Origin of the sequence: Tenuifilum thalassicum (assembly GCF_013265555.1) — a bacterium.
In the GTDB taxonomy this organism is placed as follows: Bacteria; Bacteroidota; Bacteroidia; order Bacteroidales; family Tenuifilaceae; genus Tenuifilum; species Tenuifilum thalassicum.
Window position 1 is genome coordinate 304,704 of record NZ_CP041345.1, and the last position, 25,094, is coordinate 329,797.

Here is a 25,094-nt window from a genome sequence, read left to right on the forward strand (position 1 = left end):
ATGTATAAAGCAGTTATTATAGGAGGTTCAGCAGGTAGTTTTCAGGTTATTACCAGAATTTTACATTCTTTGTCCCCCGACTACCCTTTGCCAGTTTTGCTTTGTTTACATCGTTTAAAGCATGTGAGAAGTGGATTTGTGGAGGCGTTGTCCATTAAGTCGGGAATACCAATTATTGAGCCAAACGATAAAGAACAAATAAAGCCAGGCAAAGCATATTTAGCACCTGCAAACTACCATATGTTTGTTGAACTCGGGAACAAAATTGCTTTATCAACTGAAGATCCTGTTAACCATTCGCGCCCTAGTATCGACCTATCATTTATTACTGCGGCTCAAGTTTATCGTGAAAAACTTGTAGGGATAATTCTTTCTGGTGCTAACCGCGATGGAGCCTATGGGTTAAAGAAAATTAAAGATCTTGGAGGACTTGCAATTGTCCAAGACCCAAACGAATGCCAAGTACGTACAATGACTGAGGCATCGCTTAGAATGACTCCCGTTGATCATGTTTTCACAACTAATGAAATAATAAGATTTTTACAAAAAATTAAGGCTTAAGGTTATGAGCAGAATGGAAAAATCGAGCAGAGCAATGCCAATAGTTATACTTCTTCTGTCTATTGTTGGCTCATTGCTTATATTTAGCCTAGTATATAACTATTTAACAAGCAGTGGGGTTCATTTTCCTGCTTGGCTTATAGCCCTATCTTTAATTCCAACTTTACTTGTAGGTTGGTTCTACTTTTACAGCCTAAAACTTCAGAACCAGGTATCAAAACTTAACTCTGAGATAGACTCACTTAAGACTCAAGTTAGGTCGTTAGTAAAGTCTGAGGACAAAGAAGAAGATTTTGTTGAGAAAAAAACTGATTATCAGGTCTGGGTTAACAAACTACTTCCCGAATTCGATAAGAGTGATATTGAAAAGTATTCGGAAGCATTACTGGCCAATATTGCTAAAAGTGTTGATATTGTTCAGGGACAATTCTATCTTAAAGATTCTGAGACTGGCGTATTCCGGTTTATATCTGGTTATGCTTTTTATTCCGAGACACCTCCCCCTGAATATACTGAGGGAGAAACCTTGGCTGGTCAGGTTGCCAAAAATAAAAAGCTAATTAATATCGATAACATTCCAGATGGTTATATCACTATCCTTTCTGGACTTGGGAAAGGATCTCCTAAACATCTTATTATTACACCAGTACTTTCGCCCGATAATCAAACTATTGGTATAATTGAGTTGGCTTCATTTAAACCTTTTGAAAACGACCACGAAGAACTTTTTTCATTGCTTGGCCGTAAACTAGGAGAAGAAATTAGTATTTCAAAATAATTATATTGTAATAGCATGATATCATATAGCTCAATATCAACAACTAATAATCAGGATGTAATACGAAAAAAAGTATTACATGCTTTTTTGTTAGGTATCCTGTTTCCTTTAATTGCTTGGACTGTTGATATCGTTTTACAGACAAAGCCAATAACACTGGGGAATATTTTGTTAATTCACTCTCAAAATCCAATGCACTGGATTATTGATTTAGCCCCGTTTGTTATGGCATTTTATACATGGTGGGTTACCACAAGTAACCTCCGAAAAATTCTTATTCTTGAAAAGGAACTCCGTCAGCGCGACGAAGACATTGAAAAGAATGCACAGTTTGCAAAGCTCATAGGAGAAGGGAACTATAATGCACCATTTGAAATAGGAGGAGATGATGATATCTTGGGGAAGTCGTTGCTTTTAATGCGCGATAACCTGCTGGCTAATCAGAAAAAGGAGGCAGAACAGAACTGGATTACCAAAGGGAAAGATGAAGTATCCCATATTTTACGTTTGCATCATAACCTCGATGAGCTAGCCTACGATGTTCTGGTTAAACTAATCAACTACATTCGGTCAATACAGGGTGCCATTTATCTTTACGACGAGGAAAAAGATCGGTTAATCAATCTTGCAACATACGCTTATAACAGAAGGAAGTATATCAAGCAAGAGTTTAAAATAGGAGAGGGGTTAATTGGAGAATGTGCTTATGAACGCGATTATATCTATCGTACCGAAATTCCCGATGATTATGTTACCATAACCTCAGGTATCCTAGGCGATAAGAAACCCAAAAGCTTATTGCTCATCCCATTAATAACAGATGAAAAACTTGAAGGAGTGCTAGAATTTGCTTCCTTAGACGATGAGATTCCTGAGTTAACCATTCGATTCCTAAAAGAAGTTGGAGAAATTATTGCTCGAACAATATTCAATCTTCGTATTAATCAGAAAACAGAAAGACTCCTTCAGGAGGCTCAACAAATGGCACAAGAACTCCGCGAGAATGAGGAGGAACTTCGCCAGAACGCTGAGGAAATGAGAATAACTCAGGAGGAACTTGAAATCTCTAATGCGAAGTTAGAATCAAAAATTCAAGAAGTTGAGAATGCCCAAAAACGCTTACATTCACTCCTTGAGAACGCTTCGGAAATAATTTCAATATACAATAGCGATAAACAGCTTACCTATATCAGTCCTTCTGTTACCAAAATCCTAGGATACACTCCTCAAGAAATGATGAGCGGTAAAGACTTTGATCGCTTAACTCGAAAGGGTGAGTCTGCATTCAATGAGATGTTTGAACAACTTCTGGAGAATCCTAGAATTGCAATTACCATTCAGTACACCTTTATGAAAAAAGATGGTGAGAAAATATTTCTTGAGGTTACAGGAAGGAATCTACTTGATGACCCTGCAATTGGTGGTATTATCATCAATTCACGGGATATCACTGAGCGCAAACGCGCCGAGAAAGAAGAGCGAATGCGTAGCAAAATGCAGTCGCTTTCCGAAAATTCACCAGATATTATCATGAGGGTGAACCCTTCAGGACAGTTCTTCTATGCTAATCCCATGGTAGGTAAATACCTTGGTATAAACAATAATGAACTTATTAATCAAACCATTTCGGTTCTTGATAATATTCCCGAACTGTATAACTTTATTCGGGATGCAATAAAGACAATTAGGGTAGAAAAAGAGAACTATGAAGGAGAAATAACCTTTAACACCAATCTTGGCGAAACGGTGATGCACATTGTTGCAATACCTGAGTTTAACGAGAATGAGTTGGAAACAATCCTTTTTGTTGCACATGATATAACAGATCAGAAAAAAACAGAAAGGGAGATTCAAGAAAAGAATAGAAAGATTACAGAGAGTATAAATTATGCTCAACGAATTCAAACATCTATTTTGCCCAGCAATAAAATAATAAGGCAGTACCTCCCTAAATCTTTTATTTACTACCATCCACGCGATGTGGTTAGTGGTGATTTCCCTTGGTTTTTTGTAAAAGACGATTTTATTTACATTGCTGCTGTAGATTGTACTGGACATGGTGTTCCTGGCGCACTGCTCTCATTTATTGGCTTTTTCACTCTTAACAACGTGGTTGACCACGATTCCTCATATACCGCAGGCCAAATACTTGATCATCTTCATTATGGTGTACGGAAAACCCTAAAGCAGGATCGACCCGATGCCGATGCTCGTGATGGCATGGATATTGCTTTTTGTAAGATTGACCCAAAATCTAATGAGTTGCAGTATTCAGGTGCACATAGGCCCCTTTATTTTGTTCGAAACGGTGAACTAACACAATACAAAGGCGATAGAAAAGCCATTGGCGGTATACCTCACCCTAAAAAGGCTGAAGAACCTTTTACCAATTATACCATAACCTATAAACCAGGCGATAGAATATTCTTTTTCTCCGATGGTATAGTTGATCAGGTTGGTGGTCCTATAAAGAAAAAATTTGGAGCACCTGCTGTTCGGGAAATAATTATTAATAACCAAAACACACCAATTCAGGAACTTCATAGTGTTTTTGAGAATGCAGTTACAGAATATCAAGGTGATAATAAACAGGTTGATGATATACTATTAATTGGAATTGAATTTTAAAAATGTAATATATTTGTAAATTATAAACTACCGGGCTATGGATAGAAAAAACGTTAGAGGGTTTCTTGAGTTTGTATACGACTTTTATAAGTCGATGAAAGCTCATGAAATAACCCTGGTTTATGAGGGTGAAATTACCCATCAAATAACCAAAGCCTTTACCTCTCTTACCGAGTCGAATATGGCAAAGGAAGAGGAGTCAAACTCTGTTCAAAAGAAAGTATTCCATGTAATGGTGGAGTGCTTGCAAAACATTAGCAAACATGCCGATACCTTTGGCTCCGATGATTTCTTGTTTGCTGGACGAGGCATTTTTATGGTTAGCAAAGGCGATGAAGAATACCACGTTACTACAGGTAACGTGATTGAGAACAGTAAGATAGAAGAACTTTCCAAAATCCTCGACCATATTAACTCATTGGACAAGGAGGGCCTTAAACAGCTCTACAAAACACAAATGCGCGAAGGGCGCCTTTCAGAGAAAGGGGGTGCTGGCCTTGGATTTATCGATATAGCCCGGAAAACAGGTAGAAAACTTGACTACCATTTTTTACCTATTGATGAGGAAACGCACTTCTTTGTATTAACTTCAACCATTTCAAGAACTGAATAAATATATAGCTATGGAAGTAATCAAGATAATGGGTACCGACGATACCCCAACCGTGATTTTAGATGCTGAAAACGAAATTTTCGAAATCTCGGGTCGTTCGCTCCCAGAGGATGTAACGGCTTTCTATGATCCCATTTTACAGTGGCTTGATGAGTACTCCGAATCACCAAATGCAAAAACTATCTTTACCTTTAAACTGGTTTATTTCAACACTGCTAGTTCAAAGCTGTTGCTCGACATACTTATGAAGTTAGAGCAGCTAAAAGAAAATGGGCATGATGTGTTGGTTCGTTGGTATTATCCCGACGATGATGAGGATATGCAAGAAGCAGGTGAAGAATATGCCGACATAGTAGACGTTCCATTTGAACAAGTTGGCTACACTCTAAGCTAATTGCTAAAGTACTTTTTTTGTTATTGTTAACCTTAGCCTAAGTAAAGAATGAGTGAGGAGATTCTTAAAGCGTTAATGCAACTCTTTGCTATTATTGCAAAGCAAGACGAAGGTGTTGAACTAAAGGAAAGGGATTACGTTGTTAACTTCCTCACCCAACAGCTAAATGATGAAGCGGTTAAGGAGTACATTAATTTGTTCGACCAACATGCAGGATTATTAGATAAAACCGAAGGTTCTGACAACGGCGAGCAAAAGAAAAAAAGAAAATTAACATCGGTTAAAGATTCGGTCAGAATTCTGGGAATCTGTAAAAAAATCAATAAAACGCTTACCCAGAAGCAAAAAATAGTTGTACTAGTTCGACTATACGAGCTTATTAACGCTGACCGGAAATTCTCTGAACAAAGAATGGCCATTATTAACACAGTGGCCGAAGTTTTTAAACTTACTAAGGATGAAATATCCGATATAGAAAATTTTGTAATTAAAAATCAGCCCGAAGAACTTGACATACCTAGCATATTAACAATCCATGATAAACCCTTTACTGGTAAAAACTGTAAGCACATTGCAGCAGAAGCTTTAGATGGGTTTATCTATATTCTTCAAATAAAAAGCGAGGACTTATATTTTCTGCGATATACAGGAAACGAGGATGTGTATCTAAATGGGCTGCCAATTCATAACCGAAGAATTTACCTTTTTGCAAGTGGTAGTTCGCTTAAACTACCTAAAGGAAAGCCAGTTTATTATACCGATGTTGTTGCCCATTTTCTTGCAGATTCTACATCTATTAGAATATCGTATAAGGTTGAAAATGTAGGATATAAGTTTAAAACTGGTGATATAGGTTTACGTAACATTTCGTTTTCCGAAGGCCACGGAAAACTTGTTGGGATTATGGGGGCCAGTGGTGCAGGAAAAACAACTCTTTTGAATGTTCTGGCTGGAATTGAAAAGCCAACTACTGGTAGGGTAATAGTTAATGGCTACGACTTACATGATGAAAAGGAGAAGCTCGAAGGCGTTATTGGTGTTATCCCTCAAGATGATCTTCTCATTGAGGAACTAACTGTTTTTGAGAATTTATATTATAATGCCAAGCTTTGTTTTAAAGACAAAACGGAAGAGGAACTAGTAGCACTGGTTGAAAAAACATTAGCAAACTTAGGGCTACTTGAAAGAAAAGACCTTAAAGTTGGTTCACCGTTAAATAAGATGATATCGGGTGGACAACGAAAAAGGTTAAACATTGCCCTTGAACTTATTAGAGAACCATCCATCCTTTTTGTTGATGAACCAACCTCAGGTTTGTCGTCTCGCGACTCGGAAAATGTTATGGACCTTTTGCGTGAACTAACGCTAAAAGGGAAGCTTATTTTTGTTGTAATTCACCAACCCTCATCGGACATCTACAAGATGTTCGATAATATGATAATACTAGATACAGGCGGATACATGATATACTACGGCAATCCTGTTGAAGCCGTTATGTATTTCAAGCGCCTCGATATGCAAATCAATAGCGATGTAGGTGAGTGCCCGGTTTGCGGAAATGTAAACCCCGAACTAATATTTAACATCATAGAGGCTCGTGTAGTTGATGAGTTTGGCCGCTATACTCCTACAAGGAAGGTATCCCCTCAGAAATGGGAGGAGCTTTTTCATGAAAATATTAAACCAACTCCAATTCCTGATGAGAATGCAGAACCTCCTAAGACCTTAAACATCCCTTCCAGACTGAAGCAGTTTTTTATATATACTAAGCGAGACTTCATGTCCAAGATTAGCAACACCCAGTATATAATCTTAAACCTTTTAGAAACCCCTATTCTTGCCTTTATTTTAGCTTATGTTATTCGTTACATTGCAGACCCGAACTCTGATGTTTACATCTTCTCTGAAAATGAGAATATCCCCATCTTCATATTCATGGCATTAATTGTTGCCCTATTTATTGGGCTTACTGTAAGTGCCGAAGAAATTTTTAAGGATAGAAAAATATTAAAACGTGAGGCATTTCTTAACCTTAGTCGCTCCAGCTATCTTTTTTCAAAAATAGCAATACTTGTTTTGCTATCAGCTATCCAAACGGCAACATTTGTACTAATTGCAAATAGCATTTTAGGTATAAGAGGGATGTATTTTGATTACTGGCTTGTGCTATTTAGTACTGCTGTTTGTGCAAACCTTTTGGGCTTAAATATTTCGGCTACATTTAACTCAGCTATTACAATATATATAGTTATTCCTTTACTCATGATTCCCATGATGGTGCTTTCGGGTGCCATGTTTAGCTTTGAAAAGCTAAATAGGGCAGTGGGGAGTTTTAATCGTGTTCCATTGATTGCCGAGTTTATGCCTACCAAATGGGGCTATGAGGCATTAGTGGTCCATCAGTACAAGGATAATGAGTTCCAGAAGATATTCTACGATATTGATAAGGTAATTAACAGTGCCAACTATAAAATATCATACTACATTGACGAGCTTGAAAAAAGGGTAACCGATTTGGTTGACCTTCTACCACAAAAGGATAACCCTGAGGTTAGGGAGCAAATTACTGAAAGGGTTGCAGTACTGAGGAATTCAATTTATAAGGAAACATCTTTTGAATCTCCTTCAGTAACCTTTGATTATTTGAATAAGCTTACACCCGATAGTATTGATGAAACAACCATCTACGCATTATTTGATTATCTTGAACTGCTAAAAAGACATTATTCCGATATATACAACACCCAATCGCAAAAGAGAGATCGTATGATTGCCTATTTAGTTAAGAATAATAGGGAACTTTACGAAGCTAAAAAGCAAGCTTATCAAAATGAGAGTTTAACCGACCTCGTTCGTAAAACTTTTGAAAAGAATAAAGTTGTACAGTATGGAAACGAGTTGGTTCAGCAAAATGACCCAATATATCGCGATCCCATTCCAAGAAATCTACTTGACTTTCGTTCGCATTTCCTTGCACCTCGTAAACATTTCCTTGGCATGTATTTTGATACATTTTGGTTTAACCTGGCTATAATTTGGTTAATGACAATCATTCTTTACATAACTTTATATTACGAAACACTTAAAAAAATAATTGATTATTTCGGAAAAATTAAAATTCCTGCTCTAAAAAATTAAAATTTTGTATCTTTACTTTATGATTTTACATAAATAACAACCTAAGGGAAATGAGACGATTTCACATAATAGCATTAATAGGACCTTTATTGATAGGACAACTTCTAAGTTCGTGCAATTCCTGCAAGAGGGATGGGGTTGACTTAAGCCAAGAGCTTTATATACCTGATTCTGTAGTAGAAACCAACCAATCGCCTCAGGTAAGCAAGGATGTAACTGAAAAGATGATGCAGAATATTTCATCTCCTGTTGAAACCGCTGCATTGATCAAAGGGTTGAAAATCCCTTTTAATAAAAATTATCTTGCCAGTACCGATCAGGCTGAAAAATTCAACACAAATTTTGAAAAGGCATTGGCTTTAGGAATTTATGGTTGTGACTTGGGATATCTGAATATGTATGAGAAAACCTCTTTTGTTGTCGATTACATTTCAACTATTAAAAGATTAGCCGACGATATCCAAGTGGGGCAGTTTTTCGATTTCAGCACCCTTAAACGTTTAGCAACTAACAATGAAAATCTTGATTCTCTGATTCTAATATCTCAACAAAGCTTTAACCGGATTGATACATATCTATCGGAGACTAACCGGTCGATGTTTAGTGCGGTTATAGTTGCTGGTGTTTGGGTGGAAGGTGCTTACTTGTCGTCAAGAGTAGCGCAAATATCTGATCACCCAAGAATTCGCGAAACAATAGGTGAGCAGAAAACTATAATTAACTTCCTTATGGCTCTTCTTAAGGTTTATGAGAAAGACCCAGATATGGCTAAACTAATTGATGAACTTCAGCCCATTAAGAAGATATACGATGGCGTAAAAATAACCTATGAACTTGGGGAACCTGAAATGGTTGAGGAAAATGGGGTTGTTACTTTTAAACAAACCGACAAGCAAATTATCGAAATGAACGATGAGCTATACAATGAGCTTATTAAAAGTATTCAGGATTTACGTTCCAAAATTTTAAAACTGTAAGAAACTGTCTGTTATGAAAAAGATATTATTTTCTTTAGTGTTAGCAGTTGTTGGCATTAGCTATTTCAACAACATCTATGCACAATCGGAAGAGGAATTGGTTCAGATTTGCACTATGATCTCTGGCGATGCAGAATACTTAAAAGATTTCAGAATTAAGTTAGATGCTGGAGATCCTCCCCCAGTACAGCGTTTCCCTATCCTTCTTAAAAAGGATATAAAATATCGGTTTACAGTTTGTAACTCAAAGGATTATGAAGGTAAGGTTATTCTTCAGCTATATGATAATAACAGGCAACTTGCAACAACTTATATAGTTGCAACGGGTAAAGATTATCCTTATATTGACTGGGTATGTACTAAGACCGGGGCATATCATTTGGTTTATTCGTTTAGAGATGGTAAGGCCGGAATGGCTGTTGGCCTGCTGTCTATGGTTGGAACAATGTAGAATCTTAAATACTAATAAAAAACACCGCCGGTTAAGCGGTGTTTTTTATTTTATAAGTATTCTGCTAATGTAATTCTACCTCCTTGACCATTCTAAGAACTTTTTCCCATCTTTGAGAGTCCATTTTAGGGCCAATAACCTCGATTACATGACCGGAAAGAATTGCGCCAATTTTACCGCATTTTTCAATGGACAAACCCTTAGACAAACCAAATAGGAATCCGGAAGCATAGAGATCACCAGCTCCGGTTGAGTCGATGCTATTGACATCAATAATGCCAACTCTGGTTACCTCGCCATCATGCTTAATTAGAGAGCCTTGAGAACCAAGTTTTACAACTGCAATCTTCACAAGATTTCCAATTTCATGGAGCGCCTCTTCTGGGGCTTTGCCGGTAAATGCTTTTGCCTCTTCTTCGTTTGCAAATACTATATCAACATATTTGCTGGTAATGTCTAGCAGAAACTCTTTATTCTCCTCAACTACGTTGAAGCTAGCCAGGTCTAACGATACCATGCAACCCATTTGCTTAGCCACTTCAACTGCTTTTCTTATTAGGTCATGGTTTTGCACCAAATAACCCTCTATGTGGAAGTGGGTGTAGCCATCAAAAAGATTAGGGGTAATATCGGCTGGAACCATCTCTATTGCAGCACCAAGGTAAACGGCAAAGGTTCTTTCGGAATCGGGAGTTATAAATGCAAGTGCTCGCCCTGACTCGGCAATCCCTTTTAGCATGATTGGTTCAATGTTATTATTCTTAAGGTCTTCTGCAAATGCTTGGCCAAAAGAATCGTCACCTATTTTACCGATGAATGCTACGTTAGCACCAAGATTTGCTAGCCCATTTATGGTATTAGCTGCACTACCGCCAGCGGCTAAGGTACGTTCTAATCCTTCAGTCTGAGCAAGAATATCCTGCATTCGTTCCGCATCAACCAGCTGCATGCTTCCTTTAGGGAGCCCAAGTTCTATAAGCTTTGAATCGTTCGGAAGTTGTATGAGAATATCAACCAGTGCATTCCCTAAACCAATATATTTTGCCATAGCCTTAATATTTCAATTTGGTATAAATATACAAAAAAATAAACCCCGATGTTTATCGGGGTTTGCTCCTCATCTAGGACTTGAACCTAGGACCCCCTGATTAACAGTCAGGTGCTCTAACCAACTGAGCTAATGAGGAGTGCTGTCTCAATTGCGGTGCAAATGTAATATATTTTCACCTAATCATCCAAATTTTTGGAGAAAAAATTTTTAAAAAATTACGTTAGGAAACTATGTTCTGAGAAAAACCAGCTAACCATGCTTTAATGTTGGAAAGAACTATGTTGGTTCTTAATTCAATAGCCTCTTTTGTTGCATAGGCAATATGTGGAAGAAGTATTGTGTTTGGAGCCGTTAGTATTGGATGGTCCGAATCAATAGGGGGTTCATGTTCGTAAACATCTATTGCTGCACCAGAGATTTTGCCATCTTGTAAAGCTTTGCTTAAAGCAGAGTAATCAACAATAGCCCCTCGTGCGGTATTTATCAGAATTGAGGTTGGCTTCATCAACTTTATTAAATTGCCAGAAACTAAGCCTACTGTTTCGGATGTTGCAGGAACGTGAAGTGAGATGATATCGGCTTGTTTAAAGAGATCTTCAGTAGATACAAATTTTACGGTAGCGTCATTTTGGGGAGTACGTGTGCTTACTATAACTTTACTTCCAAATGCCTTGGCTAGGTGTGCCACCCTTTTACCTATTGCTCCATATCCAAGAATACCAAAAGTCTTTCCAAATAGTTCGCCACCTAAAAAGTTCTCTCGAGTACCATTTTTTCTGGTAATGGAGTCGAAGTAAACTACATTTCTGAGAAGAGAAATGGCAAGTGTTATGGTAAGTTCAGCAACAGCATTTGTACTATATCCTGCTGCATTACAAACAGAAATTGAATTTTCTTTACAATAGTCAATAGGAACATGGTCTATACCAGTAAAGGCTACAGCAATAAGTTTTAAGTTGGGACACGATTGTAGCGTTTGTGCTGCCAGTGGGTAATTGGCAATAACCAGAATTTCTGCATCAACTATTCGTTGCTGTAACTCGGATTGTGAAACTGGCTTACTATCATAGAAAATAACATCGTATTCTAAAGCTTCCATTTCTTTAGAGAAACTTTTCGATGCTTCAGGAGAAATGCCAATTGGCTCGGCAAAAACAATTTTTTTCATCATTTGAGAATATTTTTGTGGTTACCTCATTTCTTCATCAATAATAAAACGCCAAGGGATTTTAGACCAGTAAGGGCCAGCGTAATCAATCCCAATTCGTGGTGTAGTTATGTAACGTGGTTTGGTGTTGTTATCTTCAATCCAAATCCTTTTTGAGGTAACTAGGTTCTCACCATAAAAACTTTTATCAATTGAGAGAAGTTTTGTTAGCTTACCTGGGCCATCGGCACCTGTTATTCCCCGGATAAGAACTGCTTGTGGGTCATCTTTTTTCCCAGTAACTACATTAAACATCCAGTACATGCCATATATCAGATACACATATACAAGTCCACCATGCTCAAACATCACCTTATTACGTTCTGTTTTACCCTTACTTGCATGACAACCAAGGTCGTCGGTGCCACGATAAGCCTCAACCTCAGTAATAGCAACCCGTAAACATTTGCCATTGTCAAACTGCCTGACAAGGGTTTTACCTAGTAGGTTGGGAGCAACTTCTAAAACATCGCGAAGATAAAAGTCTTCTTGTAAACGCATTACTTACTTTGGTTATAAGAATATTTAAAACCAAAAAGGAAAATGGAACTAAATATAGCCATAAATGAGATTCCGGTATGGGTAAGTAGGGTATCTTCAAAGAGCATCGATAATGTTATAAGAATCCAAAAGAACATGACCGGGAACTCTGAGAAATTGCTCGAAACAAAGAATGGTAAGGTTAATGAGACCAAAAAAATAATTAGCCCCAAAATACCAGCCGAAGCCCATATGGTTAGGTATTGATTATGTGGCATATAACGGTACTTTTGAGGTAAATTAATATTATTAACCTCATAGTACTGGTTGATTTCGCTTAATACATCGCCATAACCTACTCCAAGAATAGGATTCTTTTTGATAACATGCCAGCATGCTTTGAGGTAGATTAATCGTTGTGTAAGAGAACCTGTTTTTATCTTATTGAATGAATTGCGGTTTCTAATTTCATAGAAAAGCTCATAGAGCCGACTCTCAAAACCAGTAATCGTTTTTCTGAACAGTTTATTTGTATAGCCACTTTCAATTAGTTTAACATCAATGGAATCGAGACGATTTACACCTGCAGAATCTTTTGTAAAACCGTATGAGGTAAGATATCTTATTAAGGTTTTCCGGAGTGGCTGGCCCTTCTTGTCCATGCTATCAAATGGCACAGAACTACGTTTCTCCCACTCTTTTTTAAGTTCCTTATCGCAAATATTAAGGTTTACCAAGTAGCCATTTTCAGTCTCAACCGATAAGGTGTCGTGCTGGTAGGGGTTTCCATTTAGTGTAAATTGCTTTGGTTGATTGTCGGGAGTCAGCTTAATGGTTTTAAATTCATCGTACTTATGTAAAACATATGAGGCGAATAGGAAGAAAACTGTCAATGAACCAGTAATAATTGCAAAACGAGAAATTGAACCAGCATGTTTTAAAGCCTTTATAATGATAAGTAGTGATATAATAGACAGGAATAAAAGACCTGTTATTGATTTCAGGACAAACAGGAATATGATAAACCATGCTAGAAGTGCAACAAGAGTTATCTTAATAGAAATCCGAGTCCATTCTTTAAGAAATGATATTAAAAAGGCTATGGAAAGGTTAATCATCAGAGCAAGTCGGATATGAGAGATGTAAGGGAATATTTTACGTATGTCGGAATAGTTATGGTTGATAAAGTTATATGTTCCAATAAGCGTAACAGCAAAAACCGAAAGTAAAAAAAGAAAGATGAGGCTGGTAAACTCTTTTTTACTTAGCCTATCTGACATCGAAATTATAAGGGGTAATATTAAAATCGGAAGCCATAAGCGAATAATTTCAAGTCCTAACCTCTGATTTTCGGAGAACATGCCGCTAAAAAGTATAGGCAGGTACATGGCAATAAAAACCCAAACCCATGGATTATCTTTTAAACGTTGCAACTTGGTTCTCCAATTTCCACTTAGAATAAAGTTAAGGGCTAATGTAATGATTCCAACACTCACGCCAAAAATGGATGACGGGAGGCTGCAGAGAGTAATTGCTAACCCCGCAAGGTATACCTTATGATGAAATGAACTGCTAAACATTTTTAGGGTATTTTCGCAAATATAAGTGTTTGAAATCTCTTTTTGGATACGTTTAGGTTTTAAAGTAAAGATTGAATAAATTCGCAGTTGAGAATTTAGATAAAATGGAAAAAAGGAAAGGCGACGAGAATAAAGAAAAACAGGTTGATGAGAGTGCGCTAATAGTTAATCCTGGTATTGAGCAACCCCCTTCGATAAACGAGGATGCCATAAAACGTTTTAAGGCAAAGAAAAGAAAGCAATTGGGCGTAGACGATTACTTTAAGGGGATAAGAGAAGGCAATATAACCATACTCAGCCAGGCAATAACAATGGTTGAAAGTTCATTGCCTAAACACCAAGAAATTGCGCATAGGTTAATTGAGAAGTGCTTGCCCTTTTCTGGTAACTCTGTAAGAATAGGTATTACAGGTGTTCCAGGAGTAGGTAAGAGCACTTTTATAGAAGCAATAGGCGGATATCTTACATCAAAGGGTCATAAACTGGCTGTACTTGCTGTTGACCCAAGTAGCGAAAAGACCAAAGGGAGCATTCTAGGCGACAAAACCCGTATGGAAACCCTGAGCTCCGATCCAAATGCTTTTATTCGTCCTTCGCCTTCTGCAGGCTCTCTAGGAGGTGTTGCCAGAAAAACTAGAGAAACTGTTATTCTTTGCGAGGCTGCTGGGTTTGATATCATTTTCATAGAAACGGTAGGGGTTGGTCAGAGCGAAGTGGCCGTTCATTCCATGGTTGATTTCTTCCTACTGCTTATGCTTGCAGGTGCAGGCGATGAACTACAGGGAATTAAGCGAGGTATCATGGAGATGGCAGATATGATTGCCATAACTAAGGCCGATGGTCATAATGTAAACAAGGCTAAGCTTGCTCAAGCCGAGTATCAAAATGCACTTCATCTTTTTCCTCCCACAGAATCGGGGTGGGTACCTAAGGTGGTTACGTGTTCTTCGGTCTATAAAACAGGTCTTCCTGAAATTTGGGATACTATTGAAAGTTATATGAACCTAACCAAAGAGAATGGTTACTTTAATGATAGGCGCAGCCAACAAGCTAAGTATTGGATGTATGAGTCGATAAATGAGGAACTTAGTAAAAGGTTTTATAATTCCGCATCTATTAAGAGCGTTATTAGTAGCATTGAAGATGAAGTTGTTTCTAATAAAACAACGTCGTTTGCTGCCGCTCAAAAATTACTAGATATTTATTTTGATAGAGGCAATGAGAACTCTAAATAAGTTTGGATATGACATTCGATGAGATTAGGCAGGAACTTAAAAAGTTCACGGTTGGAATCGCAGGAGCAGGAGGGCTTGGAAGCAATGTTGCCATGCATCTTACAAGGGTAGGCATAGGTAAGCTTATAGTTGCCGATTTTGATGTTGTTCAACCAAGTAACCTGAACAGGCAGTTCTACTTTCACAATCAGCTTGGAGTGAAAAAGGTTGTTGCGCTTAAACAGAATCTTTTAGCCATAAATCCAGACCTAGATATTGAAATCCATGATATTAAGTTAGATTCGGAGAGCATAAGAAAAATATTTTCTAATGTAGATATAATGGTTGAGGCATTTGACAAAGCGGAGATGAAAGAAACCATTGTTGAGGTTTTTCAGAGCGATTATCCTTATACTCCCCTTGTAATTGGTAATGGAATGGCAGGTTGGGGCAAGTCAAACGAGATGAGAGTTCAGCAATTCGATAACCTTTACGTTTGTGGCGATGGTGTTTCTGAAATTAATGATAATCTGCCACCAATTTCACCACGGGTAGGCATTTGTGCTGCAATGCAGGCCAATGTTGTGCTCAGCATTCTCTTGGGTGAGCGGAATGCTTTATAGTGTAAACTCTTTTGCGAGATTCTTTCTTTTTTGATTAAACCATTTGGTAAAACAAAGCCTCTATAGTAAGTAATAGGAAGAAGAAATGAGAAAATCACCTTTATTCGTGTACATGGCAGCAGTGTTCGCCATGTTTTTTTGGTCCTTATCATATATCTGGTATAAGGAGGTTTTTGAGTTTTATAAACCCATAACCTTGGTTGTGGGAAGACTACTTGTGTCAAGTATTTTTCTGTTTACAATTACGGGTGCCATGGGAAAACTTACAAAAATTCTCCCTGGAGACTTTAAACTTTTTTTGCTTCTCGCTTTCTTTGAGCCTTTTTTATATTTCATAGGTGAAAGTTTTGGCATGACAATGGTATCACCAACACTAGGTGCAGTAATAATTGCAACCATACCACTATTTAGCCCTTTAGGCGAGTATTACCTTTATAAAACACGAATTACAATAATGAACTTTATTGGTGTTCTCTTTTCTGTTATAGGGGTGGCAATGGTTGTTTTTTATAAAGGTTTTGGGAACCTTGATGCTAATCCAATAGGAATTGCCTGTATGTTTTTAGCTGTGTTTGCTGGTTTGAGCTACTCCTTAGCTCTCCGTAAACTGACAGAACGTTATAGCATTTTTACCATTATTACTTATCAGAATACGATTGCACTCATCTACTTTATACCGTTGTTTTTCATTTTTGAGTTTAACCATTTCATAACGGTAGGAGTATCAACGCGAACGCTTATACCGATAGTTAAACTTGGAATTATAGCATCAACCTTTGCCTTTTTACTTTTCATGCATTCGGTTAAGCATTTAGGTGTAACAAAGGCCAACGCTTTTGCAAATGCCATACCTGTTATGACGGCCTTTTTATCCTACTTTTTGCTTAACGAAACTATTACCCTGGTTAAGGCACTCGGAATAGGATTGGTGGTTTTTGGGCTCTTTCTTTCTCAATTCCAACAGAAAAGAGTTAAAAATATATTTGCATTTATACCAGTTGGATTAATTACAAGGGCAAGGTTAAGAAAAAACGAGTAGATATTTCTACTCGTTTCCAAATTGCATGAGGTAAGCTTTAATACACTCGTTAAGGTCGCCATCGAGTATGGCGTTAACATCTGATGTTTCAAATCCAGACCGGAGGTCCTTAACCAGCTTATATGGATGCATAACATAGTTTCTGATTTGCGATCCCCATTCTATTTTCTTCTTTTTCCCCTCAATCTCTGCCTGAACTTCCATTCTTTTTCGCAGTTCAAGCTCATAAAGATGCGATTTGAGCAACCTGAGGGCATTCTCTTTATTTTGGAACTGCGACCGCGACTCGGTATTCTCAATTACTATTCCAGTAGGAATATGGTGTAGCCTAACACCAGTTTCTACCTTGTTAACATTCTGCCCACCAGCACCTGAGGAGCGGAATGTATCCCATTTGATATCTGCAGGATTTATATTGATTTCAATGCTTTCATCAACAGCAGGTGAAACGAAAACCGAGGCGAACGATGTATGTCTTCGAGCATTGCTATCAAAGGGTGAAATTCGAACCAATCGGTGTACTCCATTTTCGCCTTTTAGGTAACCATAGGCCAAATCGCCTACAAATTCTAAGGTGCAGGATTTTATACCAGCCTCTTCGCCATCCTGAACGTCTAATACTTTAACCTGATAGCCGTTACGCTCGCCCCATCGGATATACATTCGCATTAGCATGGCGGCCCAATCCATACTTTCAGTTCCCCCTGCGCCTGAGTTTATTTTCATGATGGCTCCAAGCCTATCCTCCTCCCGACGAAGCATGTTTTTTAGTTCAAGGTCTTCAATTGCTTTCAGGGTTTCATTGTAGTGGCTTTCAAGCTCATCTTCGGTTGCAGCTCCTTCTTTTACAAAATCGAATAGAACAATAAGATCGTCGGTAAGGGTGTTTACCTTGTTAAAATTATCGATCCATTGTTTTATGCTGCTTACCTTTTTTAGCTGTTTTTCAGCCTCATCGGGGTTATCCCAAAAGTCGGGTGCTTGAGTCTTTAGCTGTTCTTCCTCGAGTTCAATTGTTAGCTTGTCGATGTCAAAGATACCTCCTCAGCGCATCCCGACGCCTTACAAGTTCTTTTGCCTGATCAATGGTAATCATTTTAATGAATTTTTTGCAAATATAGGTATTTTAGGTGATTACCTTTGGTTATATGAGTAAAGCTATGTTAACTCAAAAAGCCTGTCGATTTTGTAAAGGCTTTCGTTTTGAATTTTGAGATATTGATTGTAACCTTTATTTGCAATTGTTTTTGCTAGTTCTGGGGATTCTATAAACTCAGCTATTTTGTTATAAATACCTTGAGGTTCAGTATTATCTAAATATAAAAGATGTTCATAATCGACAAAAATGTCATCAAGGTTTGAACGACCGCTGCAAATTACAGCACACCTTTCCGACATTGCCTCAAGTATTACCAGTGGAAAATATTCTAACTTTGATGGAAGAACAAAGATGCCCGCTCTATTGTAGAGCTCGTATCTTTTTGAACCATAAACTGGGCCTACAACCTCAACATAATTGTCAAGTTGATATCCATGTATTTTCTTCAATAGTTCTTCTCTATCACTTTCATTCACAAAGGCGCCTGCTAAAGTAAGTGAAAGAGCTGGATATTTTTGGTGTAGCATGAAGAATGCATCAACAAGTTCAAGGTATCCTTTATGCCTTAGGAAATTTGAGAGGAATAGTATGTTGTTACTGTCCTTAGTGGGTTCAAAACTATAGGCATGAGCTTTAATAATTGAGTTTGGAACAACAGTGACTTTTGAGTTTGTAAGGTTTAAAGGAATAAGCTCTTTTTGGGCTAACCCGGGTGTTAGGTGAACTAACTCGCAATTTTTAAAAAGAAGTTTGTATAATTTGATAATGCCTTTATTGCGATTATAAAACTGAGCTAGCCCGGGTCGGTGAAGGTGAATTACTTTTTTAGAGTTGGGCGCAAATAATTTTAGAAGAATAAGGTAAAGGCTGTCTCTAATTAGAACATAACCAATGGGCACCATGGAAAAGTATACAATATCTGGTCTAAACGATATTGATTTAAATATGATTTCGAAAACAATTGATAAGGCTCGGAATATTTTTCTTGGTTTAAATTTTTGCAGATCGGATAAATTGCGGGCAAAATTTAACTTAATTAACTTACATTTATATGCGGGATTAAGGTTCATTCTGTCAAAAACCAGCTTATTCATTAAGCTAGCACCATGAACAGGTGGAGGAAGCTGGATTATGAAGAGAATTTTTCTCATTTAACTATACTAAGGGATTACAATAGATTTGAACGTATAACCCTTACCACTTAAGTTCTCAAGTACGCGTGGCAGAGCGTATCTAAGATTGCGTTCTGCTTTTTTTGAGTCGTGAAATACTATGATAGACCCTGGTTTTGCATTGTTAATTACAAATTTATAAACTTTTCGGGGCGAAACCCTTCGGCTGTAGTCCATGCTTAAAACATCCCAAAGAATGATTTTATACTGATATTTTAGTAATCTAAATTGTTTTCGGGTAATTCGCCCATATGGTGGACGGTAAAGGTTACTATTTACAAAGCTGTTTGCATAGATAATATCCTGAACGTATTGTGTTGTATCGGTACCCCAGCCGCGAATATGACTGTAAGAATGATTTCCTATTGCATGTCCGTCGGCAACAATCATTTCAAAGATTTCGGGGTGCATTTCAACATTTTTGGCAAGGCAAAAAAAGGTAGCTTTGGCATTATATTTTCTGAGTTGCTCCAGAACCCATGGTGTCACATCGGGTGTTGGACCATCATCAAAAGTAAGGAACACCCCATTTTTTTCGTTGGGGAAGTTCCAAATAACATTTTTAAAAAACCTCTGAAAAAATCGTGGGGGGCTAAGGTTAATCATACATTATCCTTCAAGTGTCGAAATAAACGAATTAAAGGTATTGGTTAGCTCATTCGAGTAGTCGCCCTTTTCATACTGATTAGCCAAGCGGGTTAACTCGTAAAGGATAGCAAGGTTTAGCTGAAGTTCATTACCCAGCCAGTTTTTCTGATATGGACTCAGGTCGTAAATCATGTATTTTGCAGCCTCAATGGCTTGTGAACTCATGATTTTGGAGTACTTTAAAGCGTTATCCATATCACCTGCGCGATAGTAAGCTTCAACAAGTGGAAGAGCAAAGTAGTTAAGGGTTACCGTTTCGGGTGGGATAAGTTCCATGCAACGATTTAAAACCAATTTAGCAGAATCTTTCTTGCCTTCATCAATCAACGCGTTGGCTAAACGAGCAAATAGGTTTCGGTAGTTCGAAATAATCCTCAGCTTATTTTCATCAAGGTATACTTTAGGGTCATTAATACTTCTAAACCGATACTTTTCCATAAGGTTTTTCCACATTTCTTCTGTATTAACTGAGCCCGTACCCCATTGGCGTTTGGCCTGAATTGGAAGAACGCGGTACATCATCCCTTCAAGGTGAAAATACTTGTCGAGCCCAAAGAATGTTTCGGAGTTAACGGTTGTTCCGTAATATATAGGTCGCTCCCATTGATTTGTTGCAAGCAAGTCGAAAAGAACTAGGCCATTCTTTAGTACAATATTCTTGTTTATGCTCCATTGCATTGTATCAACTAGTTGATTTTTGTAATGCTCTGAAATTCCAAGTTTTTGCGAAACAGAAGCTTTATCGATTGGGAGAAAAACCGTTTTTGAAGGAATATAGTTTATTCTTTCGCTTCGATTAAAGGGTGATTGGATTTTATTATCGGGGTTGTCTGATAGGTAAAAATCAACTACTCTGTCAAGATTAAGAGGTTCTTTAATTCTGTCAATGACCAGTATTGCATCGCGTGCTCCAGTAAAATACTGGTCACGTGTCATTCTGATAGGAATAGGGTCGCTATCGTATGCTTTACGCTTCATTTGGTCGATGTACCAATCGCCACTCAAGTAGCTTAGGTTTGCAACACGAACATCGGTGCGTACCCCTTCAACTTCCTGGTTATACCAAAGAGGGAAGGTGTCGTTATCGCCATAAGTAAAGAGAATGGAATTTGGCTTACAGCCAATTAGCATGTTGTATCCAAAGTCAGCTGGAATAAAGCTGCCTGAACGGTCGTGGTCGTCCCAGTTTTCCGATGCCATTAAAACAGGCACACCAAGGGTGCAGAGAGTGGCAGTTGCAACAGCAAATATTGGATGGTCTTTAATCTTTTTGATAAGCTGATATACAGCGGGAACTCCTAAGCCAATCCAAATGGCAAAAGCATAAAAACTCCCAGCGTAGGCATAATCGCGTTCGCGGGGTTGATAGGGCGATTGGTTAAGGTACACTACAATTGCTATACCCGTCATGATGAATAGCATCATAGTAACCCAAAAATCGTGCTTGTGTTTTTTAAGTTGGAACGCAAGCCCTACAATCCCAAGAATGAAAGGAAGTAGATAGTACTTGTTATGAGCCTTATTGTTTTTATATATCTCGGGGAGTTTATCTTGAGGACCTAACCTAAAATTGTCAATGAATGGAATGCCGCAAATCCAGTTTCCTTTGGTTACTTCACCGTGCCCCTGCATATCGTTTTGTCGGCCAGCGAAGTTCCACATGAAGTAACGGAAGTACATGTGTCCAAGCTGGTATCGAATAAAAAACAGAATATTTTCGCCGAAAGTAGGGATATAGGTAGTTTCAACTTTACCATCAGGGGAGTATTGCTTTACAGGTTTTCCTTTAAAATTGCTCCATTGCTTATATGCTCTAACATGGTTTGGTTCGTTGCTCCACATTCGAGGGAATAGCATCTCAAACTTAGGATCATACTTGTACTTATCCTTGGTGCGAACAAAAACATATTTACCATCTTTTGGGGCATAAGTTGGCTCTCCCTTTACACGGGCAATTGGTTGTGCGTTAAAAACCTGTCCGTAAAGTAGGGGCCTGTCGCCATACTGCTCGCGGTTGAGGTAGTACAGCAAGGAGAACATGTTATCGGGGCTATTTTGATCCATAGGAGGATTTGCCGATGATCGGATAACAATTGCAGCATATGAGCTGTAGCCAATCATGATTACTGTTAAAGCAACCAAAATGGTATTCAGAATAACCTTCCCCTTTTTATGGGTTCTATATATTCCATATGAAAGCAACCCAATTGTAGTAAAGAAAAGAAATAGAACACCCGATTTTATCGGTAAACCAAGAGAGTTAACAAAAATCAGTTCAATTTTAGAGGCAAAAATTACGAAACCTTGAATAATTCCATACATTATGGTAAGAAGCAGTATTCCAGATATTAGAAGCGTGTATAAAAGACCTTTTGGAGAATACTTGAATTTTTTAAAATAGTACACCAATGCTATAGCGGGGATTGCCAATAGGTTGAGCAGATGAACTCCGATTGATAAACCCATTAGGAAAGCGATAAAGATAAGCCAGCGATTAGCATGAGGTTCGTTGGCATGTTCTTCCCATTTTAGTATTGCCCAGAATACTAGCGCTGTAAATAACGACGAGGTTGCGTAAACTTCACCCTCAACTGCTGAGAACCAGAAAGTATCCGAAAAAGTATAGGCCAAGGCTCCCACAAACCCAGCTGATAAAATCAGAATAAGTTGAGTTAAATTGATTTCATTATTATTTGACACAATAATCCGCCTTGCCATGTAGGTAATGGTCCAGAATAGGAAAAGAATGGTAAACGAACTTGCAAGAGCCGAAAGGCTGTTAGCTAGTATGGGAACCCAATGTGGGCTAGGGGCAAACATGGTAAAGAAACGTACCATTAGCATGAAAAGGGGAGCCCCAGGAGGATGACCAACTTCTAGCTTATTCCCGCTAGCTATAAACTCACCACAATCCCAGAAACTTGCTGTTGGTTCTATGGTTAATAGGTAAACCAGGGTGGCAATTCCAAAGGTTATCCAACCTGTAAGGTTGTTATATTTCTTAAACTGATTTAAGGTGAAGTTTTTCATGCTTTATGCTATTTGTTTAATATGTCGTTTTAACACTTTTGCCCCAAAGGTACCAAATTTTAAAATATTGAATAGTTGGGAAGTTTGATATTATTATATTTAAGGTCAATTTTTTAAACATTTCAGATGAAAAGGATTTATCATTTTCCTCTTGTTTTATTGATTATTCCTTTGATACTTTCCTGTTCAAAGAACGAGTTTTCAAACGAAGACCAACCTAAAGCCGATAGCGAAATTTTAAAAATTATTGAGGAGATTAATGCCGATAGCATAGCATCAAATATTAAGATGCTCGAGAATCTTGGAACAAGATATGCCCTTGCCAGCAATAGACGCGAGGTGTCATTTACCATTTTGAAAAAATTCAAAAGCTATGGTTACACAAATGCACGTTTAGACTCATTTGAGGTTACCTTAGCAAAGGGATGTCTTATATACACCACATGGCAGTATAATGTGGTAGCCGAGTTAGAAGGTACTGGATATCCCGATAGCCTGATACTAATAGGTGGTCACCACGATTGCACGCTTAGAGCTACAGAGCCACAAAACCCACTTGAATTTGCCCCTGGCGCTGATGATAATGCTAGCGGAGTTGCTGTTACTCTTGAAATTGCTAGGGTTTTAAAGAACTCAATGGTTAATCCTAGAAAAACCATTCTATTTGCCACATTTGCAGCGGAAGAGTTTGGTTTACATGGGAGCAACCATATGGCTAAGGCAATGGCCGATACATCTGCAAAAGTTCAGTTTATGTTAAACAACGATATGGTATCATATTGCTCTATTCAAGATTCCTCGCTTTGGTATGTGAATATTATCGATTACCTTAATTCAGTTGAACTTAGGGAAAAAGCAGCGCAGCTTTGTGAGCTATACACATCGTTAAAGGCAGTTAATAATAACGAATATCAAAAGTATAGCGACAGCTATAGCTTTTATCTCAATAATTTTCCTTCATTGTTCTTTATTTCCTTTCATGATGACCCTAATTATCATTCTGTAAATGATTTAGCAGTTTATCAAAATCTAAAATTTGCTCGCGAAGTGGCCAAGTTAAATTGTGCGTTAATAATTGATGCAAATAAATGAACCATGTTTGAAAATATTCGTTTAAATTTGAGTATTCAAATTAAACAATAACCTATGAAGCGTATCGTAGTTGTAATCGTAGGCCTTGCACTTATTGCATTGGCAGCATATTTTGTGCTTAAACCACGTATGGCTGAAAATCGTTTCCAGGAAGGAATAACCTTACTCGATTCCATGAAATATGAGCTAGCAGTTGAAAAGTTTACCAAGGCTATTAAGTTAAATCCTAAGGAGTATAAATATTATCTAAAAAGAGGGATTGCTTATGCAGCGCTCAATAACGATTCCTTAGCTGTAGACGATTACTCAAAAGCTATTCAAATCGATTCCACTATATCCGATTTGTATCTATACCGAGGCATATCTTTAAGAAAACAAGATGAGTTTACCGAAGCTATGGCCGATTTGAATAAAGCCATTGCTCTAAACGATTCAAGTGCACAAGCATACTACCAGCGTGGGTTACTTAATGCTGCACTCTTTGAATTTGACAAGGCTATAAACGATTACAACAAAAGCATTGAACTTGATGGTTCAAATATTGAAGCTTTTTTCAGTCGTGGTGAGTCGTTGGCAAATATCGAAGATTTTAGAGGTGCAATTGCCAACTACGATAAGTTGATTGAGGGCTCAAACGCAACCCCTGAAGCTTACAAGAAAAGGGGCATCTTCAAGTTAAAGATTCAAGACTATAAAGGTGCCATTGCCGATTTAGAAATTGCATTGAAAGATTTGCCAAACGATGAGGAGTTGCTTTATTCTCTGGGAGATGCATACTCAAATGACAAACGATTTGACGATGCAATAAAAGTACTTGACAAGGCTCTGGCAATTGATTCCAATATGCCCATGGTATATGGTGTAAAAGGCGGTGCGCTACTTCGAAAAGGTGACTTCAAGCAAGCAATAGCATCGTTTACCAAAGCCATTCAGCTGAAACCCGATTATCTTAAAGCATACTATGGTCGGGGAGTGGCTCGTGCCTTTATGAAAGACTACAAAGGATCAATTGTCGATTTTAACAAGGTAATAGAACTCAATCCCGATTATGTTCAGGCTTATTATAATCGTGCTGTCTCAAAAGCTATTCTTGGCGACCATAAGGGAGCAATCCCCGATTATGACAGGATAATTAAGGCGGACCCAAAAAATGCAGAAGCATACTATAATCGTGGTATATCTAAGATGAATGTTAGGGAATACAATTCTGGTTGCGACGATTTCCAAAAAGCTTACGATTTGGGCTATAAACCAGCAGAACAAATGCTAAATATCTATTGCCCTAAGGATAAGAATGTCAAGACGATAATTCAGTAATT

General features: G+C 37.9%; 21 protein-coding genes and 1 tRNA gene. 13 read left to right on the forward strand and 9 right to left on the reverse strand.

Going from position 1 to position 25,094, the window contains the following annotated elements; translation table 11 throughout:
• The 8 genes from FHG85_RS01305 to FHG85_RS01340 are packed head-to-tail and all read left to right on the forward strand — an operon-like array spanning position 1 to position 9,540.
• Positions 1-561 (forward strand): chemotaxis protein CheB, encoded by a 561-nt coding sequence (locus tag FHG85_RS01305; protein ID WP_173072476.1) that lies wholly within the window; start codon positions 1-3, stop codon positions 559-561.
• Positions 562-565: 4 nt separating this feature from the next.
• Entirely contained in the window at positions 566-1,339 is a 774-nt protein-coding gene (locus tag FHG85_RS01310; protein ID WP_173072477.1) for a GAF domain-containing protein, read from the forward strand.
• A 15-nt stretch (positions 1,340-1,354) separates the two neighbouring features.
• Positions 1,355-3,967, forward strand: coding sequence for a PAS domain S-box protein (locus FHG85_RS01315; protein WP_173072478.1), 2,613 nt, complete (start codon positions 1,355-1,357; stop codon positions 3,965-3,967).
• Positions 3,968-4,004: 37 nt separating this feature from the next.
• The gene (locus tag FHG85_RS01320; protein WP_173072479.1) at positions 4,005-4,580 is read left to right on the forward strand and encodes a SiaB family protein kinase; all 576 of its coding nucleotides are present in this window, start codon (positions 4,005-4,007) and stop codon (positions 4,578-4,580) included.
• Between the two features lie 10 nt (positions 4,581-4,590).
• Positions 4,591-4,974 (forward strand): DUF1987 domain-containing protein, encoded by a 384-nt coding sequence (locus FHG85_RS01325; RefSeq protein ID WP_173072480.1) that lies wholly within the window; start codon positions 4,591-4,593, stop codon positions 4,972-4,974.
• A 48-nt stretch (positions 4,975-5,022) separates the two neighbouring features.
• Positions 5,023-8,112, forward strand: coding sequence for an ATP-binding cassette domain-containing protein (locus tag FHG85_RS01330; protein WP_173072481.1), 3,090 nt, complete (start codon positions 5,023-5,025; stop codon positions 8,110-8,112).
• Between the two features lie 50 nt (positions 8,113-8,162).
• Positions 8,163-9,089 carry a hypothetical protein gene (locus tag FHG85_RS01335; RefSeq protein ID WP_173072482.1) on the forward strand — a complete coding sequence of 309 codons (927 nt, stop codon included), beginning with the start codon at positions 8,163-8,165 and terminating at the stop codon, positions 9,087-9,089.
• A 13-nt stretch (positions 9,090-9,102) separates the two neighbouring features.
• Positions 9,103-9,540, forward strand: coding sequence for a hypothetical protein (locus tag FHG85_RS01340; RefSeq protein WP_173072483.1), 438 nt, complete (start codon positions 9,103-9,105; stop codon positions 9,538-9,540).
• A 64-nt stretch (positions 9,541-9,604) separates the two neighbouring features.
• Here the strand turns inward: FHG85_RS01340 and FHG85_RS01345 are convergent, their stop codons facing one another.
• The 5 genes from FHG85_RS01345 to FHG85_RS01365 all read right to left on the reverse strand — a co-directional run bounded on the left by FHG85_RS01345 (position 9,605) and on the right by FHG85_RS01365 (position 13,858).
• Complete coding sequence (locus FHG85_RS01345; protein WP_173072484.1) at positions 9,605-10,588, reverse strand: adenosine kinase; 984 nt, start codon at positions 10,586-10,588, stop codon at positions 9,605-9,607.
• A gap of 65 nt (positions 10,589-10,653) precedes the next feature.
• Positions 10,654-10,727, reverse strand: a tRNA-Asn gene (locus tag FHG85_RS01350).
• A gap of 84 nt (positions 10,728-10,811) precedes the next feature.
• The gene (locus FHG85_RS01355) at positions 10,812-11,762 is read right to left on the reverse strand and encodes an NAD(P)-dependent oxidoreductase (RefSeq protein ID WP_220429219.1); all 951 of its coding nucleotides are present in this window, start codon (positions 11,760-11,762) and stop codon (positions 10,812-10,814) included.
• 18 nt (positions 11,763-11,780) lie between these two features.
• Positions 11,781-12,299, reverse strand: coding sequence for a DNA-3-methyladenine glycosylase (locus FHG85_RS01360; protein WP_173072485.1), 519 nt, complete (start codon positions 12,297-12,299; stop codon positions 11,781-11,783).
• The gene (locus tag FHG85_RS01365; protein ID WP_173072486.1) at positions 12,299-13,858 is read right to left on the reverse strand and encodes an O-antigen ligase family protein; all 1,560 of its coding nucleotides are present in this window, start codon (positions 13,856-13,858) and stop codon (positions 12,299-12,301) included. The genes FHG85_RS01360 and FHG85_RS01365 overlap by 1 nt, the downstream gene beginning before the upstream one ends.
• A gap of 104 nt (positions 13,859-13,962) precedes the next feature.
• Here FHG85_RS01365 and meaB point away from each other — a divergent pair, with 104 nt between their 5' ends.
• The 3 genes from meaB to FHG85_RS01380 all read left to right on the forward strand — a co-directional run bounded on the left by meaB (position 13,963) and on the right by FHG85_RS01380 (position 16,734).
• Positions 13,963-15,093, forward strand: a complete 1,131-nt coding sequence (gene meaB, locus FHG85_RS01370; RefSeq protein ID WP_173072487.1) for a methylmalonyl Co-A mutase-associated GTPase MeaB — start codon at positions 13,963-13,965, stop codon at positions 15,091-15,093.
• Between the two features lie 8 nt (positions 15,094-15,101).
• The gene (gene thiF, locus FHG85_RS01375; RefSeq protein WP_173072488.1) at positions 15,102-15,695 is read left to right on the forward strand and encodes a sulfur carrier protein ThiS adenylyltransferase ThiF; all 594 of its coding nucleotides are present in this window, start codon (positions 15,102-15,104) and stop codon (positions 15,693-15,695) included.
• A gap of 85 nt (positions 15,696-15,780) precedes the next feature.
• Complete coding sequence (locus FHG85_RS01380) at positions 15,781-16,734, forward strand: DMT family transporter (RefSeq protein WP_173072489.1); 954 nt, start codon at positions 15,781-15,783, stop codon at positions 16,732-16,734.
• Positions 16,735-16,740: 6 nt separating this feature from the next.
• Here the strand turns inward: FHG85_RS01380 and prfB are convergent.
• From prfB to FHG85_RS01400, 4 genes are all read right to left on the reverse strand, one after another.
• Positions 16,741-17,830, reverse strand: a protein-coding gene (prfB, locus tag FHG85_RS01385) for a peptide chain release factor 2 (protein WP_246249245.1) whose coding sequence is annotated in 2 segments (ribosomal slippage) — positions 16,741-17,775 and positions 17,777-17,830 — 1,089 coding nt in all. Because the reading frame shifts where the segments join, the coding sequence is not laid out codon by codon here.
• Between the two features lie 62 nt (positions 17,831-17,892).
• Complete coding sequence (locus tag FHG85_RS01390) at positions 17,893-18,984, reverse strand: glycosyltransferase family 4 protein (protein ID WP_173072491.1); 1,092 nt, start codon at positions 18,982-18,984, stop codon at positions 17,893-17,895.
• A gap of 9 nt (positions 18,985-18,993) precedes the next feature.
• A complete protein-coding gene (locus FHG85_RS01395; RefSeq protein ID WP_173072492.1) occupies positions 18,994-19,611 on the reverse strand; it encodes a polysaccharide deacetylase family protein in 618 nt (205 codons plus the stop codon).
• A gap of 3 nt (positions 19,612-19,614) precedes the next feature.
• Complete coding sequence (locus FHG85_RS01400; RefSeq protein ID WP_173072493.1) at positions 19,615-22,683, reverse strand: glycosyltransferase family 117 protein; 3,069 nt, start codon at positions 22,681-22,683, stop codon at positions 19,615-19,617.
• Positions 22,684-22,809: 126 nt separating this feature from the next.
• On the opposite strand from FHG85_RS01400, the gene FHG85_RS01405 reads away from it, so the two are divergent.
• Together FHG85_RS01405 and FHG85_RS01410 are read left to right on the forward strand one after the other, a co-directional pair.
• Positions 22,810-23,775, forward strand: coding sequence for a M28 family metallopeptidase (locus FHG85_RS01405; protein WP_173072494.1), 966 nt, complete (start codon positions 22,810-22,812; stop codon positions 23,773-23,775).
• A 54-nt stretch (positions 23,776-23,829) separates the two neighbouring features.
• On the forward strand, positions 23,830-25,092 hold the full coding sequence (locus FHG85_RS01410; RefSeq protein ID WP_173072495.1) for a tetratricopeptide repeat protein: 1,263 nt from the start codon (positions 23,830-23,832) through the stop codon (positions 25,090-25,092).
• The last annotated feature ends 2 nt before the right edge of the window (positions 25,093-25,094 follow it).

What these genes read in the sequence shown, in the direction of transcription:
- FHG85_RS01400 (WP_173072493.1), bottom strand. Translation starts at nt 22,683, where the DNA reads ATGAAAAACTTCACCTTAAATCAGTTTAAGAAATATAACAACCTTACA.
- FHG85_RS01315 (WP_173072478.1), top strand. Translation starts at nt 1,355, where the DNA reads ATGATATCATATAGCTCAATATCAACAACTAATAATCAGGATGTAATA.
- FHG85_RS01355 (WP_220429219.1), bottom strand. Translation starts at nt 11,762, where the DNA reads ATGATGAAAAAAATTGTTTTTGCCGAGCCAATTGGCATTTCTCCTGAA.
- FHG85_RS01310 (WP_173072477.1), top strand. Translation starts at nt 566, where the DNA reads ATGAGCAGAATGGAAAAATCGAGCAGAGCAATGCCAATAGTTATACTT.
- FHG85_RS01340 (WP_173072483.1), top strand. Translation starts at nt 9,103, where the DNA reads ATGAAAAAGATATTATTTTCTTTAGTGTTAGCAGTTGTTGGCATTAGC.
- FHG85_RS01395 (WP_173072492.1), bottom strand. Translation starts at nt 19,611, where the DNA reads ATGATTAACCTTAGCCCCCCACGATTTTTTCAGAGGTTTTTTAAAAAT.
- FHG85_RS01345 (WP_173072484.1), bottom strand. Translation starts at nt 10,588, where the DNA reads ATGGCAAAATATATTGGTTTAGGGAATGCACTGGTTGATATTCTCATA.
- FHG85_RS01330 (WP_173072481.1), top strand. Translation starts at nt 5,023, where the DNA reads ATGAGTGAGGAGATTCTTAAAGCGTTAATGCAACTCTTTGCTATTATT.
- FHG85_RS01380 (WP_173072489.1), top strand. Translation starts at nt 15,781, where the DNA reads ATGAGAAAATCACCTTTATTCGTGTACATGGCAGCAGTGTTCGCCATG.
- FHG85_RS01305 (WP_173072476.1), top strand. Translation starts at nt 1, where the DNA reads ATGTATAAAGCAGTTATTATAGGAGGTTCAGCAGGTAGTTTTCAGGTT.
- FHG85_RS01390 (WP_173072491.1), bottom strand. Translation starts at nt 18,984, where the DNA reads ATGAGAAAAATTCTCTTCATAATCCAGCTTCCTCCACCTGTTCATGGT.
- FHG85_RS01325 (WP_173072480.1), top strand. Translation starts at nt 4,591, where the DNA reads ATGGAAGTAATCAAGATAATGGGTACCGACGATACCCCAACCGTGATT.
- FHG85_RS01335 (WP_173072482.1), top strand. Translation starts at nt 8,163, where the DNA reads ATGAGACGATTTCACATAATAGCATTAATAGGACCTTTATTGATAGGA.
- FHG85_RS01410 (WP_173072495.1), top strand. Translation starts at nt 23,830, where the DNA reads ATGAAGCGTATCGTAGTTGTAATCGTAGGCCTTGCACTTATTGCATTG.
- FHG85_RS01405 (WP_173072494.1), top strand. Translation starts at nt 22,810, where the DNA reads ATGAAAAGGATTTATCATTTTCCTCTTGTTTTATTGATTATTCCTTTG.
- FHG85_RS01365 (WP_173072486.1), bottom strand. Translation starts at nt 13,858, where the DNA reads ATGTTTAGCAGTTCATTTCATCATAAGGTATACCTTGCGGGGTTAGCA.
- thiF (WP_173072488.1), top strand. Translation starts at nt 15,102, where the DNA reads ATGACATTCGATGAGATTAGGCAGGAACTTAAAAAGTTCACGGTTGGA.
- FHG85_RS01320 (WP_173072479.1), top strand. Translation starts at nt 4,005, where the DNA reads ATGGATAGAAAAAACGTTAGAGGGTTTCTTGAGTTTGTATACGACTTT.
- meaB (WP_173072487.1), top strand. Translation starts at nt 13,963, where the DNA reads ATGGAAAAAAGGAAAGGCGACGAGAATAAAGAAAAACAGGTTGATGAG.
- FHG85_RS01360 (WP_173072485.1), bottom strand. Translation starts at nt 12,299, where the DNA reads ATGCGTTTACAAGAAGACTTTTATCTTCGCGATGTTTTAGAAGTTGCT.